The following is a 12,553-nucleotide window of genomic DNA, read 5'->3' on the forward strand; positions in this document are numbered from 1 at the left end:
AAAGCGTTTAGCAATCTAGCGACAGTGCTAGTCAATCAATCCGTATTCTTTGCTCAGAACTTCGATGATTTCCGCTTTCGGATTCTCACTCAAATGAATCGGCTTGCCTGTAATCTTCTCGGCAATACCAATGTAAGTGCTCGAAATCGCCATCAAAGATTCGACGGGTAAAGCATTATCACGAGCGAGTGCTTCACGCTCTGGCATACGTTCTTTATTTAGCAAGATATCTGGGTCAGGGAAGTGGTTAAGTAGGAACTGGCGGAAACCTTCTTTTGAGTTCTCTACGATGTGACCTGCTTGGTACTCTTTAGCATCCCATATACGAGATGAGTCTGGTGTACCCACTTCATCCATGTAAATCAGCTTTTCATTGCCAGCAGCATCATGAACATAACCAAATTCGAATTTGGTATCGACAAAGATTTGGTCAATTGCTTCTAATGCTTGGCTGATAACGTTAAAGCCTTCTTTCAGCAGTTTTTCGTAGAGTGCGATATCGTCCGCACTTGAGAAGTTAAATGCTTCGTAGTTGTCTACGATATTTTGACGAGTAATATTAACGTCATCCGCTTCTGGCACACCGGGAATGCCTTTTAGAATGCCTTTTGTGGATGGGGTCATTAGCAACTCTGGCAGTGCTTTGTCTTTTTCTAACCCTTCAGGAAGTTGGATTCCACAAAACTCGCGCTCGCCATTTGCGTAAGCGCGCCACATCGAACCCGTGATGTATTTGCGGCAGATGGCTTCGATTTTTACCGGTTTGGCTTTTTGTACAATCCAAACAAAAGGGTGAGGAATGTCTAGAATATGGCTATCTGCTAAGCCATTTTCTTTGAACAGTTTGAACCAGTGATTAGAAATCGCATTAAGCGCCGCCCCTTTACCCGGGACACCATTAAGACCACCTTCAGCATGCCAAATACAATCGAATGCAGAGATTCGGTCGCTAATCACCATGATAGCCAAAGGCGCATCTGGAGCGACATTGTATCCTTTTTCTTTGATCAGTCGAGTGCTGTCTTCTTCAGTTAACCAGTAAACTGAACGAACTTTTCCACTATGAACGGGTTTATGGGTGCGAATTGGCAGGTCGTCATTGACGGCAAGTACTTGATTAGCAAGGCTCATTGCGACATTCCTATCATCTTAATCAAACGTCAGAAAGAGAAGATATTCAGCAAAATGTGGGCGCTGAATAAATCGAATGTGGGCATCATACCAGAACTATTTTAACTCGCCAGAGAAAAAGCAAACGTTTGCCTGTTTTCTTTAATACTAAAAAAGCCCCCTTAAAAAGGAGGCGAGATGCAGGATAGATAACGTCGAACTTATTAGTGGTACTTATTAACTCTGCCTTCGACGAAAAAGACTTCACACTGATAGCGCTGCGCCACGTCGCGCAACATAGATTGATTCATAAGTGCAATTTTATTGGATGCGACAACAGCACTGGCATTACCTGATCGGATGGCTTTTATCACGATCTCGACTTCTGAAAGCTGTTGAGAGGGCTTCATTTGAATAACGTTTTTACAGCAAATATTAGAAGCAGTGAGTTGTTCAAAGTCTGGACGAGGGCAGTCTGCTGTAAACAAAATCCATTGTTTCTGCTGCGATAAAACAGCCAGCTTAGATAGAAGCTGATCCGAAACGGCCATGGGCTTAGTTGCTTGTGCCAATACGTTGTAACGAGAGTATGTATGAGATTGACTTTGTAACTGCATCTTACTGTTCCTTTATACATGCTGTATGTGTATACAGTAGTTTGTTTTGGTGACCTGATCAACCAGTTTCTCAAAAGTTATTTGCGGTTTTTTGAGAAGGAAATAAAAGGATTTGATTCTAAGTAATTGAATTTATGTGGTTGTTTTTCATTTTTGATATGTCTAACATCAATTTAAAAATGTGAGGTGAGTAGAAAGTTGGACGAGAGACATACAGGGGTTTACTACTGTATATACAGGTGTTTTTCACGGACAATGGTTTGTATACAGTGGGAGAGGGCTGATAACCGATGCGACGTGCTATGTAAGATAGGAGGGAATACGAGATAGAGATTGGAAATAGGGCTTGGCCGATCAAAAAAGCGCCTTAAAAGGCGCCTTTGAAAATCAGTTCCGTTGATTCCGTCTTGCTTAGCTCGCTCGTTGCAAGCGTTCGCGCATTTGTAATTCGCCTTGGTTAAATAGGCGCACGTCGATTTTCGCCATATCGTAGCAAGCTTTACATGAGTAGTGGTGCTTGCCATCTAAATAATCGTGACGAGTTACAAGGCTAGGTTTTTTACACCAATCACAGGTGCCTTCTTCAGTGAACATTGATTTTCTCCCCACCTAGATTAATTTGAGTCGTTAGGTGTTATTTTGCGCCGGGCATTATGGCATAAAAGCGCGACTTAAGTTAAATGTCTGTTAATTTGTTTGAGAGGGAGATCGATTGCGGCGCTTGATTATATAGGTCTAAAAGCATGCTAGCCAAAGTATCCTGACCTATTTTTACTGTTTTGTAACATTTTGTGAGACGAGCTTAAAGGCATGATTGAGTCGCTTCATTTCTTCTTCACTGCCTCTTGTGTCAGGATGATAAAGCTTTGATAGCTGTCTATAGCGTAGCTTGATTGCTTGTAAATCAGGGATGTGTTGTGGTGTGTAGCCAAACATAGCACACGCGACGCTTAGCTTATGGTTCTCTGCCTGGGTTTTGGATTTCTTAAACTCTTTGAATACTTTCTCTAGCTGGCGTTTCAGTTGCTTGTTCGTAAACTCTAGCTCTTTTATTTTTTTCGCCATTCGTTGATTTTGGCTTTCCTCTTTGGCTTCAAGCGCTTTTCTATTCTGCTTAAGTTTCTTGATTACGAGAAAACTTAAGCCGCTGATGATGAGTATCGCCGCTAGCCAGATCAGCCATAAAAACTGCGAGTGTTCTACTTTGGGGTTTGCAACTGTGCTTTTCTCTTCCTGTGCTTGCTCAGCCTTTTTATCGAGCGACTTTATTTGCGAGACTTGTTTAGCTCGCAGTTGGTTGAAGCGCTGCTCTAACAGTTGATTATAAGCTTGTTCTGCTGCTGGATTATGCTGAGAAGCCATTTGATACAAGGCTTCAGTCAATTGAGAAGTTGTGACCTTATCTGGATTGCGCTGAATAAAATCGGCGAGAAGAAAGCCACGATCGGTTGGGTCATTGAGTGCGATAGAGGTTAGCCAATATAACGCTTGTGTTTCATTTTTTTCGCCATTTATCCCTTTAGCAAAGTCGTTCGCGAGCTGTTTTTGTGCAGGGAGGTAACCTTGGTTGGCGGATTGCTCTAGCCAGTAGCGCGTTTCTGGTGAGGCTTCAGCTTCGTTTGATGCCAATAATTGTTGTGCGTACTCGTATTGTTCGATGGGGTCATTTGGAGCTTGAGAGGCAAGTGAGTAGCCAGAAAAGCTGAGGCTAAATAAGCAGAGTAGGGCAGACGTTTTGACAGACATTAATATGTCAGGCCTAACGATAATGGTTAGGCCTGCTCCGGTAATTTTTTATTATTACCGTTATGGTGCAACCAAATTACTTCAGTGGCAAGATCTGGATTTCAACACGACGGTTGCACGCACGACCTTCAGAAGTTTGGTTTGAGCAAATTGGGTTACGTTCGCCGTAGCCGCGTGCAATTGCACGACCAGGTGCAACGTTTTGAGATACTAGGAATTGACGTACGGACTCTGCACGGCGCTCTGACAACGTTTGGTTGTATGACTCACTACCTGTGCTATCCGTGTAACCGTCAATAACGAGACTGGTATCTGGGTACTCAACTAGGATGCGAGCAACACCGCGTAGAGTGTTATGGATACTAGCATCAAGCTGGTAAGAGCTTGAAGAGAAGCCGATACCGTTTTCCATACGCAGTAAAAGCTGATTTTCACCAACACGCTGAACTTGTACGCCAGAGTTTAGCAAAGCGCGACGTAATTCCGCTTCTTGTTGGTCAAAGTAGTAACCAACGCCAGCGCCAGTCGCTCCGCCTGCGGCTGCACCAATGAGTGCATGCTGACGACGTTCTTTAGCATCATCACCCGTTGCTAGGCCGATTGCTGCGCCAGCGATCGCACCAATAAGCGCGCCTTGCGTGGTGGAGTTAGTTTCGTATTCACCCGTTGTTGCATTTTGGCGTTGAGTGGCTTGACAGCCAGTAAGAGCTAGCACTAGAGCTAGTGCAATAGGCATCTTTTTCAAGGGAAAATCTCCGTATAAAACTGAGGCGAAACCATGCCTCATAATGGGATGCGAATTATGAATAAACAAGCATTAATATTTGTTATGAGAAAGTAAGATTGATAAGAGTTTCTGTAAGAAAATTCCTATCAATACTGCCAAAGCTCTCAAAGTAAGCCCTATAGACATCGAAGTCATGGGTGCTTATGTGAATCCTTTACTATTCTGGCTATTTCGATGAATCGCCCAACATTTTGCGTGCTTGTTCGCCGCCCACTCCACGGTTAACTGAAACCTTTCTACCTTTCTTTAAGCCCACTTCGTAGTCTTCAGTTAGGTTTTTCATCGCTTCTTTCAATTGCTTCTTGAACGTTTCGCGGTCAATGTTTTGGAATTCTTTATCAATATAGTCATTAATTTTATTGGCCGACTCTTCATCTGGAGAAATAATTGGCAATTTTTCAATCGCGCCTTCCACCCAGCCAGATACAAATGAGTTCACACGGCGAGTCACTTCCTGAGAAGAGGTGCCGGTGCCAGCAAAGCTGTTTCGGAATTGTCCGGTACTTTCGTTCATCTCGCGATAAACAATATCGAAAGCAAATGCAGCAAAAATAGCGCGATCTGCTTCACCGATAAATTCGACACGTTTGAGCCCTTTGTGATTCAACAATACTGCTTCGACACCGAATTTTGTGTTAATGCCGCGAATCACTCGCAATATGGTAGAACTGATGTTCGCTGGTAGCAGATGAGAAGATTGTGTTTTTCCCATTCTGATGAACTCAATATCGTCTTTATCGAGACCATATTTAAGCATGAGGCGATGTGCCATTTTGATAGCATTGGCAGCCTCATTAACATTAGCGGAATTGCCCAGTTCTAAGCACTTGGCGATTTTTTTCAGAGCTTTTTGTTTATCCATCGACAACCAGTAACGAAAGCAGAAAATTTATGAAGTCAGATATATTACCTTTTTTGACATAAAAACGAAATACAAGGTGGGACTGAAGATAATTTCTGCACATAAAAAGAAGCCTCGCATTAAGCGAGGCTGGCGTTTTAGTTCGTCGTAATCAGTATGAAGCCGTACTTGTGTCTAAGAAGCCATTCTTCATTAAGATTCGTTAGAATTACAACCCGAGCTGGTTGAGCAAGTCATCGGCATCATCGTTTGATCCCGACGATTTAGATTCTTTCTCAGCCAACTGTTTACGTGTTGCCTCTAAAATGTCGTCTGGGTTTTCGTCTTCAGCAACTTCAAACTCTTCCAGTTGGATGAACTCAGTTTTATCCATTGCTAGCTCGAGATAGAAAATATTGTTGTTTTCGGTGGAGAACGTCACTCTGCGCGCTTGAGGGCGGTCAAGGTTGGTATCAACTTGTAAGATAACTTGCTTATTCAGCGCCAGCATTTTTGGTTGGTTTTGTGTGATGTTCGTTTGCAGGTCTTTACGAATTTTATTAGTGAAGTCTCCGACCAGTTGATTCATGAGTTCACCCAGAACATCGCCTACCTCGTCAGAAGTATGAGATATTGCCAGTTCTTCTTCTGGCATGCCCATATTACGCATGTAGTTGGTGTAGATCTCCAGTGCGGCTTTTGCCGTAAAATTAATCACAACTAGCCCGGTAAATCCGCCATCAAACAGAACAAAACAGCCAAAATCTGGTTTGAGGCTAGTCTTGTGGATTTTTTGCACCATTGCTGAATAATTTACTTGAGAAGATGTCGCCGAAGTAAGTACGCCAGAAACAGACTGGCAAAGTTTGAGAAGGATATCTTCAGTGGTCACAATTTTATTTTTTTTCATTCTGAAAACTCATCTAGAAACGCGATTCGTTCCCCAATGTAAGGCATCAAGCGTGAAAAAATAAAGCATAAGTTTAATTATTGTATCGAGATTCTGATTTGCTCGTCTTTTTAAATGTTGTAAAGTGACGAAATTCAAAGAATATTACTTCACTAACTCTTTTGTGGTGTTTTTTCGCTTAGCGCCAATTTGTATGAGAAGTGAGCAAATAATTACACAACCCGCAGCTGATCGGATCAGCGTCGTAGGGGCAGGAAGCAAATGTTACCAAGATTACACTCGCAAACTGATGTCGATCCTCTTGTTCTTAGTTTTCTGAAAGAGCTTGAGCACGCCGGATTCACTGGTGATATCGAAAGCCAATATTCAAGTCGACTAGCGGTTGCCACTGACAACAGTGTTTACCAGCAACTTCCTCAGTCTGTCGTTCATCCCAAAACGACAGAAGATGTTTCTCTCCTCGGGAAACTGAGCAATAAAGAAAAGTACGAACGAATTACCTTTTCACCTCGTGGTGGCGGCACGGGGACCAATGGTCAGTCGCTAACCAAAGGTATTGTGGTGGATATGTCTCGCCACATGAACAAAGTGCTTGAGATTAATGAGAAAGAAGGCTGGGTTCGTGTACAAACTGGTGTAGTGAAAGACCAGTTAAATGACGCAGTTCGCCCTTATGGCTACTTCTTCTCTCCAGACTTATCTACCAGTAACCGTGCAACGATTGGCGGCATGGTCAACACCGATGCTTCTGGTCAAGGTTCTCTGAAATACGGGAAAACATCCGATCATGTTTTGTCGCTACAAGCGGTGTTTGCTGATGGCTCAGTTTTAGAATCAGATCTGTCCAACGGCTACCCAAAAGAAGGCGAGTTTGCTGCCAAGGCGCTACGAGTAACGGAATCCGTATGTCGTGAAAAACGCCAGCAGATCGTAGATAAGTTTCCTCCTCTTAACCGATTTTTAACGGGCTACGATTTAAAAAATGCCTTGAATGAAGACGACGACCGTTTCGATATCACACGAGTACTGTGCGGCGCGGAAGGTTCATTGGCATTTATTACCGAAGCAAAGCTTAACCTGACGCCAATTCCGAAAGCACGTACTTTGGTTAACGTTAAATACAACAGCTTTGATTCTGCACTGCGTAATGCACCGTTTATGGTAGAGGCGAAAGCGCTGTCTGTAGAAACCGTTGACTCAAAAGTGCTTAATCTCGCGAAGCAAGATATCGTTTGGCACACCGTGAGCGATTTACTTACCGATGTTCCAAATAAAGAGATGCTTGGCATCAATATGGTGGAATACGCAGGTCAGGACGAAGAGGAAGTTGCTGCTCAGGTTGCAGCGTTGACCGCCAAGCTCGATACCATGTTGGAAACAGAAGAAGCGGGCATTATCGGCTACCAAGTTTGTAATGATGTAGCGAGCATTGGGCGTATTTACAACATGCGTAAAAAAGCGGTGGGTTTGTTAGGCGCAGCAAAAGGTCGTGCTAAACCGGTCGCATTCGCTGAAGATACCTGTGTGCCACCAGAAAACCTGGCGGACTTTATTGTAGAGTTTCGAGAGCTGTTAGACAGCAAGTCTCTGAATTACGGCATGTTTGGTCACGTCGATGCTGGGGTGCTTCACGTACGTCCTGCGTTGGATTTGTGTGACCCGCACCAAGAAGCATTGATGCACGAAGTGTCTGATGAAGTGGTCAAGCTGGTGGCGAAATACGGTGGTTTGATGTGGGGTGAACACGGCAAAGGTTTCCGTTCAGAATATGGCCCTGAGTTTTTCGGCGACGAGTTGTTTACTGAACTGAGACGTGTGAAAGCTGCATTCGATCCACACAACAAAATGAACCCGGGCAAAATCTGTACACCGCTGGATAGTGATGCAGAGCTTGTCAAAGTTACCGATACCAAACGTGGTTACTATGACCGTCAGATTGACGTTCAAGTACGTGACAGCTTTAAACAAGCGATGGAATGTAACGGTAACGGTTTGTGTTTTAACTACGATACTAGCTCGCCAATGTGTCCATCGATGAAAGTAACAGCCGATCGTCGTCATTCACCGAAAGGTCGTGCGGGTTTGGTTCGCGAGTGGTTGCGTCAGCTCACTGAGCAAGGCATTGATATTCTTGACTTAGAAAAGCAAACACTAGAAAACAAAACATCAATCAAAACCATGATTGACCGCGTACGTCATTCTATCAATCGTCGTCACGAGTATGACTTCTCTCACGAAGTGTATGAAGCGATGAATGGTTGTTTGGCGTGTAAAGCGTGTGCGAGTCAGTGTCCGATTAAAGTCGATGTTCCGAGCTTTCGCTCGCGCTTTTTAAACATCTATCACTCTCGTTACCAACGTCCTGCAAAAGACTATCTGGTTGCGAACATTGAGACTATGCTGCCGATGATGGCGAAAGCGCCAGGTGTCGTAAATGGTGTTTTGAAGCAGTCGTGGGTGAAAAGTTTAACGGCATCTACGGTCGGGTATGTCGATGCGCCGTTGTTATCAGTACCCACCTTGAAACAACGAGTAGAGTCGCTGACAACGCCTTATGATCTGCAAGCGCTCAGTGGTTTGTCTTCGTCTGAAAAGAGCAAGCATGTTTTAATTGTTCAAGACCCATTCACTAGTTACTACGACGCTGATGTCGTTGAAGACTTCGTTAAGTTATTGAAAAAGCTGGGTATGAATCCGGTGCTTCTGCCGTTTAAGCCGAATGGTAAAGCACAACACATTAAAGGGTTTTTACGTCAGTTTAAGGACACAGCAGCCGACACAGCGAAGTTCTTGGCGATGGTAGCGGATTTGGATATCCCATTAGTTGGCGTCGATCCTGCTTTGGTGCTGTGTTATCGAGATGAATACGCTGAAGTGCTTGGCAGTAAGCGAGGTAATTTCGATGTACTAACAGCCCACGAATGGCTTTACCCAAGACTAGAAGCGTTTGAAAGCGGAGAGCATAAGGCGCAGGAACCTTGGTATCTGTTTGCTCACTGTACTGAGAAAACCAAAATGCCAAATGCGGAAAAAGAGTGGGGCGCTATTTTTGCTCACTTTGGTGCAGTTTTGAATACGGTACCTGTTGGTTGTTGTGGTATGGCGGGTACGTTTGGTCATGAGGTTGATAAGTTGTCGATGTCGAAAGACATTTACAATTTAAGCTGGAAGCCGAGCTTAGATAAGTTGGATAACGAGAGATGTTTGATTACAGGCTATTCTTGCCGCAGCCAAGTTAAACGCTTTGAAGGAACGAAGCCCAAGCATCCCGTTCAGGCGCTGTTAACTTTGTTGTAATCGGACTAAATCAAGCCCAGTTTTACTGGGCTTTTTAGAAACCGTATTTAGACCCTTTCAAAGGATATGAATCTTGAGAAAACTTGAACTCAAAGTCCCACCTGTTGTGGTGTTTTTGCTAGTCATACTTTTGATGTACGGACTTAAAGTTTTGACGCCGAGCATGAACATTCGAGTACCCTTTGTTGAATTTGTAGTAGGTGTATTAACTTTGTTGTCTGGCTACATGGGCATTGCTGGCGTGTATGAATTTCGCAAGGTAAAAACCACAGTGAACCCAGTAAAACCTGAAGCGGCATCTTCTGTTGTAAGAACTGGTGTGTTTGCCTTTTCACGCAACCCTATGTACACGGCATTATTGCTTCTAATCATAGCAACTGGTTTGTGGTGGCAGCACTTGAGTGTGGTGCTTTGTGGCGTGATATTTGTCAGTTATATGAATCGGTTTCAAATCAAGCCTGAGGAACGCGTTTTAGAGCGATTGTTTGGTGAAGAGTATGTGGATTATAAAAACCATGTTCGTCGTTGGCTCTAAGCATTGCGTTTAGTTTTGTTTGGATGAGACATAAAAAGAAAGCCCAACGGTCGACGTTGGGCTTTCTTTTAGTAAACACGTTTTTTGTGCGCTTCTGATAGGGCAGTCGACTAGGCTGCCTTAACGAACTTTGCTAGGAATGCATCCTTACGTTCATTAAAGCGGCGTACAAGGTCGTCAACCGCTTCTTGGTCATATGGCTTCAAGCCACTTGCAACCATGCGCTTAATACCTTTACCAACGACTTCACCGTCTTCTTTGAACGCAAAGTTTAAGGTGACTACACCTCGTTTTCCTTCTACGTCGAATGTTGCGCCAGTGAAATCCACCTCTGGATGCGTAAGGTCTAAGCGTGAAAATTCGACTTCCATGCTTTCATAAATAACTAATGGACGCTGGCAGTTAATCATCATTTGCTTCTCTTCCATAAGAGGAACCATGATGTGGGGGAAGTTCATACCAGAAAATTGCACGTAATTTGTCACTACATGCTCAATAAATGCCGGATCGTGGTTAGTTTCACCTTCACGGGACATGTGTAAGTATTCTTTACCTGCCTCGTCAACAACAGCGCTTTCTTTGTCACACTTATTTTCAATATGAAGTGCTACACCATCGTTTACCATGCCAGAGAAGTTAAAACGCATCTTTTGGCTAACGCCTTCTTTACTAAGAAGCACAGCGAAAAGTAAATCCCCAGGGACACAAAAGCGTTTGTTGTCTTCATCATGAATTGGGTTGTAGTCACCTGCGACACGTTTTGCAAAGTGGCTTGCTTGTTCGCGAGTGAACTGAAACTGGTGATTAGTGTTTGAAAAATAAGGTGTTAGAAACATAATTTTTACGTAGTAACCAAAACTGTGTGGGATTATATGCGAATATCTGCGTAGCAATGGTCCATCCAGTGAAAACTTCACCGTATCCTAACAATAAGACACTATTTCGGCGGATAAACCGTTAAAAACGCATACTTTAGCAACGCTTTTATTTGTTAAAACAATAAACAACGACCTTTTCGCTCGCCTATCTTGTAAAGTATAGCCATCAAAGTAGACAGGTGTTCATAAATAGTGCCATCAATATGTTTAATCGTATATAAAAAGGCTCCACGCAGAACGTAGAGCCTTCAAGTCATCATCTTTTTATTCGGTGAAATGCCAGTTGTACTTAATTATTGAACACTGGGTAACAAGCTCTCTGGCATGAGCGTGTTGTGGATAGCCAGCTTAAGCAGAGTGTTTGCCTGTTCAATGTCTGGAGCAAAGTAGCGATCTTTATCGTAGAACGATACTTTTTCACGCAACATTTGTTTCGCAATCTCAATACGCTCAGAGGACTTGTTTGGCGCTCTAAAGTCTAGGCCTTGTGCTGCTGAGAGGTATTCGACAGCCAGAATACCGCGAGTGTTTTCGCCCATTTCTTTCAATCTGCGAGCCGCGAATGTTGCCATTGACACGTGATCTTCTTGGTTTGCAGATGTTGGCAAGCTGTCTACTGACGCTGGGTGAGCGAGTGTTTTGTTTTCACTTGCTAACGCAGCGGAGGTAACCTGAGCAATCATGAAACCAGAGTTCACACCACCATTGTCGACTAAGAACGGTGGCAGTTTTGATAGCGCGCTATCGATAAGTAATGCCATACGACGTTCAGACAAGCTGCCGATCTCGGCAATCGCAAGTGCTAGGTTGTCGGCTGCCATTGCAACAGGCTCCGCGTGGAAGTTACCGCCAGAGATGATGTCACCATCTTCAGCAAACACCAACGGATTATCTGATACGGAATTCGCCTCTACTTGTAATACTTCCGCCGCATTGCGGATTTGCTGTAAACACGCGCCCATCACTTGAGGCTGACAGCGCAAAGAATACGGGTCTTGCACTTTTTCACAGTTAGTGTGCGAATCACCTATTTCACTCGATGTGTCTAACAAATGACGGTATGCGAGTGCTGCGTCCATCTGGCTGCGATGACCACGTACACGGTGAATGCGCGGATCGAATGGACGTCGGCTGCCGAGAGCGGCTTCAACAGACATTGCACCACAAACGGTTGCTGACGCGAAAAGGTCTTCCGCGATAAACAGGCCTTCCAATGCGAACGCTGTGGATGCCTGAGTCCCATTTAGTAGCGCTAAGCCTTCTTTTGGCGCCATAGTGATAGGCTCTAGACCTGCGATTTTTAATGCTTCTTGCCCGGAAATGATATTACCGTTGTGGCGAGCTTGTCCTTCTCCCAGTAATACAGTGCTCATATGGGCTAGAGGAGCTAAGTCACCTGATGCGCCAACAGAGCCCTTTTTAGGTACACAAGGGTAAACTTGTGCGTTGACTAGGTCGGTCAGCATATTAATGACTTTTAGGCGAATCCCAGAAAAGCCACGAGACAGACTATTGATTTTTAATACCATCATCAGACGAACCGTTTCATCTGACATAAACTCACCGATACCTGCCGCATGAGAAAGAACGATACTGCGTTGCAGTGTTTCTAAATCTTCTGGTGCTATTCGTGTGTTAGCCAATAGCCCAAAACCAGTGTTAATTCCGTAAACCGTTCTATCTTCCGCGATGACTCGGTCTACGACCTGTGTGCTTTCTTCAATGGCCGGAATGGCTTCAGGAACCAAAGTAAGGTTGACTGGTGAACGGCTCACTTGGCGTAGTTCGTTTAAGCTAATATGACCTGGCTTTAGCGTTAAATTTAACATCTC

General features: G+C 44.1%; 11 protein-coding genes. 2 read left to right on the forward strand and 9 right to left on the reverse strand.

From position 1 onward, the window contains the following. Positions 1-27: 27 nt before the first annotated feature. The 7 genes from R8N28_RS06485 to R8N28_RS06515 form a co-directional block, all read right to left on the reverse strand. Positions 28-1,131, reverse strand: coding sequence for a phosphoribosylaminoimidazolesuccinocarboxamide synthase (locus R8N28_RS06485; protein WP_065274403.1), 1,104 nt, complete (start codon positions 1,129-1,131; stop codon positions 28-30). Positions 1,132-1,334: 203 nt separating this feature from the next. After that, a complete protein-coding gene (locus R8N28_RS06490; protein ID WP_017820828.1) occupies positions 1,335-1,727 on the reverse strand; it encodes a SulA-like leucine-rich domain-containing protein in 393 nt (130 codons plus the stop codon). Positions 1,728-2,138: 411 nt separating this feature from the next. Further along, positions 2,139-2,321, reverse strand: coding sequence for a hypothetical protein (locus R8N28_RS06495; protein WP_005377960.1), 183 nt, complete (start codon positions 2,319-2,321; stop codon positions 2,139-2,141). 177 nt (positions 2,322-2,498) lie between these two features. Next, on the reverse strand, positions 2,499-3,473 hold the full coding sequence (locus R8N28_RS06500; protein ID WP_017634859.1) for a molecular chaperone DnaJ: 975 nt from the start codon (positions 3,471-3,473) through the stop codon (positions 2,499-2,501). Between the two features lie 76 nt (positions 3,474-3,549). Then, positions 3,550-4,209, reverse strand: coding sequence for an OmpA family protein (locus tag R8N28_RS06505; protein WP_005377956.1), 660 nt, complete (start codon positions 4,207-4,209; stop codon positions 3,550-3,552). A gap of 217 nt (positions 4,210-4,426) precedes the next feature. Next, entirely contained in the window at positions 4,427-5,122 is a 696-nt protein-coding gene (locus R8N28_RS06510) for a DUF2786 domain-containing protein (protein WP_005377954.1), read from the reverse strand. 208 nt (positions 5,123-5,330) lie between these two features. Further along, positions 5,331-6,011 (reverse strand): DUF3334 family protein, encoded by a 681-nt coding sequence (locus R8N28_RS06515; RefSeq protein WP_005388843.1) that lies wholly within the window; start codon positions 6,009-6,011, stop codon positions 5,331-5,333. A gap of 261 nt (positions 6,012-6,272) precedes the next feature. Here R8N28_RS06515 and R8N28_RS06520 point away from each other — a divergent pair, with 261 nt between their 5' ends. Both R8N28_RS06520 and R8N28_RS06525 read left to right on the forward strand, forming a co-directional pair. Then, positions 6,273-9,308, forward strand: coding sequence for an FAD-binding and (Fe-S)-binding domain-containing protein (locus R8N28_RS06520; RefSeq protein WP_065274404.1), 3,036 nt, complete (start codon positions 6,273-6,275; stop codon positions 9,306-9,308). Between the two features lie 73 nt (positions 9,309-9,381). Then, entirely contained in the window at positions 9,382-9,843 is a 462-nt protein-coding gene (locus R8N28_RS06525; protein WP_005377951.1) for a methyltransferase family protein, read from the forward strand. A gap of 110 nt (positions 9,844-9,953) precedes the next feature. On the opposite strand, the gene R8N28_RS06530 is transcribed toward R8N28_RS06525, so the two are convergent. Then, complete coding sequence (locus R8N28_RS06530) at positions 9,954-10,679, reverse strand: DUF3581 domain-containing protein (protein WP_017821813.1); 726 nt, start codon at positions 10,677-10,679, stop codon at positions 9,954-9,956. Between the two features lie 335 nt (positions 10,680-11,014). Then, a complete protein-coding gene (gene hutH, locus R8N28_RS06535; RefSeq protein ID WP_065274405.1) occupies positions 11,015-12,550 on the reverse strand; it encodes a histidine ammonia-lyase in 1,536 nt (511 codons plus the stop codon). Between the last annotated feature and the right edge of the window lie 3 nt (positions 12,551-12,553).

It is taken from the genome of Vibrio sp. Vb1554 (assembly GCF_033344235.1).

Coding starts and splice junctions, on each gene's coding strand:
- R8N28_RS06485 (WP_065274403.1), bottom strand. CDS start 1,131: ATGAGCCTTGCTAATCAAGTACTTGCCGTCAATGACGACCTGCCAATT.
- R8N28_RS06490 (WP_017820828.1), bottom strand. CDS start 1,727: ATGCAGTTACAAAGTCAATCTCATACATACTCTCGTTACAACGTATTG.
- R8N28_RS06495 (WP_005377960.1), bottom strand. CDS start 2,321: ATGTTCACTGAAGAAGGCACCTGTGATTGGTGTAAAAAACCTAGCCTT.
- R8N28_RS06500 (WP_017634859.1), bottom strand. CDS start 3,473: ATGTCTGTCAAAACGTCTGCCCTACTCTGCTTATTTAGCCTCAGCTTT.
- R8N28_RS06505 (WP_005377956.1), bottom strand. CDS start 4,209: ATGCCTATTGCACTAGCTCTAGTGCTAGCTCTTACTGGCTGTCAAGCC.
- R8N28_RS06510 (WP_005377954.1), bottom strand. CDS start 5,122: ATGGATAAACAAAAAGCTCTGAAAAAAATCGCCAAGTGCTTAGAACTG.
- R8N28_RS06515 (WP_005388843.1), bottom strand. CDS start 6,011: ATGAAAAAAAATAAAATTGTGACCACTGAAGATATCCTTCTCAAACTT.
- R8N28_RS06520 (WP_065274404.1), top strand. CDS start 6,273: ATGTTACCAAGATTACACTCGCAAACTGATGTCGATCCTCTTGTTCTT.
- R8N28_RS06530 (WP_017821813.1), bottom strand. CDS start 10,679: ATGTTTCTAACACCTTATTTTTCAAACACTAATCACCAGTTTCAGTTC.
- hutH (WP_065274405.1), bottom strand. CDS start 12,550: ATGTTAAATTTAACGCTAAAGCCAGGTCATATTAGCTTAAACGAACTA.